General features: G+C 52.4%; 2 protein-coding genes. Both read left to right on the top strand.

Annotated features, from left to right (window positions below; translation table 11 throughout):
• Positions 1-64: 64 nt before the first annotated feature.
• Positions 65-1591 (top strand): hypothetical protein, encoded by a 1527-nt coding sequence (locus tag K225_RS22675; protein WP_238323287.1) that lies wholly within the window; start codon positions 65-67, stop codon positions 1589-1591.
• A 56-nt stretch (positions 1592-1647) separates the two neighbouring features.
• Positions 1648-2256 carry a DUF3644 domain-containing protein gene (locus K225_RS21325; protein ID WP_081679747.1) on the top strand — a complete coding sequence of 203 codons (609 nt, stop codon included), beginning with the start codon at positions 1648-1650 and terminating at the stop codon, positions 2254-2256.
• Positions 2257-2290: the final 34 nt, after the last annotated feature.

Raw genomic sequence — 2290 nt, 5'->3', positions numbered from 1 at the left:
GGCGGTCACGTTACCGAAACGGCGCTGAGAACATCGCTCAGCCCACCGGTCACGATGCGCCGAAATGACCGGTCACATTCGCCGAAATACGCACCTGAGCGAGCCGGTACGGTTCATCTTCTCGCATTCGGCCCTGCGTGAAGGTTGGGACAACCCGAACGTATTTGTCATCTGTGCCCTCAAGCACAGTGACAACACGATTTCCCGCCGCCAGGAAGTGGGCCGTGGCCTGCGCTTGTCGGTTAACCAGCATGGTGATCGGATTGACCACCCTTCCATCGTTCACGACATCAACGTACTGACCGTGGTGGCAAGCGAAAGCTACAAGGATTTCGTGGCCGCACTGCAACGAGACATCAGCGAATCGCTGTCTGCGCGTCCGCGTGTGGCAGATAAAGCTTACTTCACTGGAAAAGTGCTCAACACCACGGATGGCCCGGTTACGGTTTCCGACGATCAAGCCACTGACATCGAGTTCTACCTGATCCAGAACGGCTACGTCGATAAGAAGCGCAACATCACCGAGAAATACCATCAGGCCAAGAAGGACGGCACGCTCGAAGCGTTGCCAGATGAACTGCTACCGCATGCTGAGCAGGTTTTCCAACTGATCGACAGCGTGTTCAGCGAAAGCCAGATCATTCAGCCGGAGGATGGCCGCAAGGCGAAGAAGCTGGAGCCCAACGCCAACTTCGAAAAGCAGGAATTCAAGGAGCTTTGGGCCAGGATCAACCGCAAGGCTGCCTTTAGCGTGCAGTTCGATTCCGAGGAGCTTGTCACCAAGGCGGTCAAAGCGCTGGATGAACACCTGCGCGTAACGCCATTGCAGTACACCATCCAGCGCGGTGAGCAGTCTGCGCAGGTTACGTACGACGGCATGAAAAACGGTGACGCCTTCGTGCTGAAAGCAACGGAGACGGAGCAAAACACGCAATCCATCCATTCCGCCGTGAAGTATGACCTAATCGGCAAGCTGGCCGAAGGTACGCAGCTCACAAGGCGAACAGTGGCGGACATCCTGCGTGGCATCAACGTAGCCGTGTTTGCTCAGTTCAAGACCAACCCTGAGAACTTCATTGCAGAAGCGGTTCGGCTGATTAACGAGCAGAAGGCGACGGTGATCATCGAGCACCTCGCCTACGACCCGGTAGCCGATCAATTCGATCTGGATATCTTCACGGCTGGGCAGACCAAGCAGGACTTCAGCAAAGCCGGTGACAAGCTCCAGCGCCATATCTATGACTACGTGCTGACCGACTCCAACATCGAACGCGAGTTCGTGAAGGAGCTGGATACCTGCACAGATGTGGTTGTTTACGCCAAGCTGCCGCGTGGCTTCCTGATCCCAACCCCTGTGGGCGACTACAACCCGGACTGGGCCATTTCCTTCAAAGAAGGGTCCGTCAAGCACGTGTACTTCGTTGCCGAAACCAAGGGCTCCATGTCATCGATGGTTCTCAATGAGATCGAGAAAACCAAGATCCGTTGCGCCCGTAAGTTCTTCGACGAGATCAACAAGAAGTACGCGCCTGAAAACGTGAAGTACGACGTAGTGAACAGCTTCGGGAAGCTGATGGAGTTGGTGAAGTAATTTATTGATGCCGTCAGCCGATTGAAATAAGTTTTAACCATAGCTCGGGATTTTTTATGCCACAAAAGAAACGAATTCGCTCAATTGGTTCTGTTTCAAATGAGCTACTGAAAAAATCCAGAGAAGCGGCATTGGCGGCGGTTCAGGTATTCAATAATCCCGCAATTACATTTAAGAGCGAAATATACGTCGTTCTAATGATAATTGCATGGACTTATCTGCTGCATGCCCACTTTCGGAGAAAAGGTATTGAATATCGTTACTTCAAGATGGCAGGCAGCCGAAAGAAATACGACAAGACAACGAAGGGAGCCTACAAATATTGGGAGCTTGAGCGTTGCTTGAACAGCAAGGACTCGCCCGTTGACAAGGATGCAGCCAACAATTTACGTTTTTTGATTGGTCTCAGACACGAAATCGAACATCAAATGACGAACCGTCTCGACGAGTGTTTCAGCGCACGCTTTCAGGCTTGTTGCCTCAACTACAACGAGCAAATCAAGAGCTTGTTCGGCGATGAAAATGGGATCGATAAACACCTTTCGTTTAGCCTACAGTTCTCTTCAATTTCAAGGGATCAGGTAGATCAGCTTGCAAGCCAAAACCCTGATGGCCACCCAAATTCCCCCGTCTATGGCCACCTCAAACTCCCCCACCTGAACTGATCGGGGATAGGGGTTTAACGCCGGCGTCGTCGGC

It is taken from the genome of Acidovorax sp. JHL-9, from assembly GCF_000426205.1.
In the GTDB taxonomy this organism is placed as follows: Bacteria; Pseudomonadota; Gammaproteobacteria; order Burkholderiales; family Burkholderiaceae_C; genus Acidovorax; species Acidovorax soli.
This window is presented reverse-complemented; position numbering and strand designations above follow the sequence as displayed.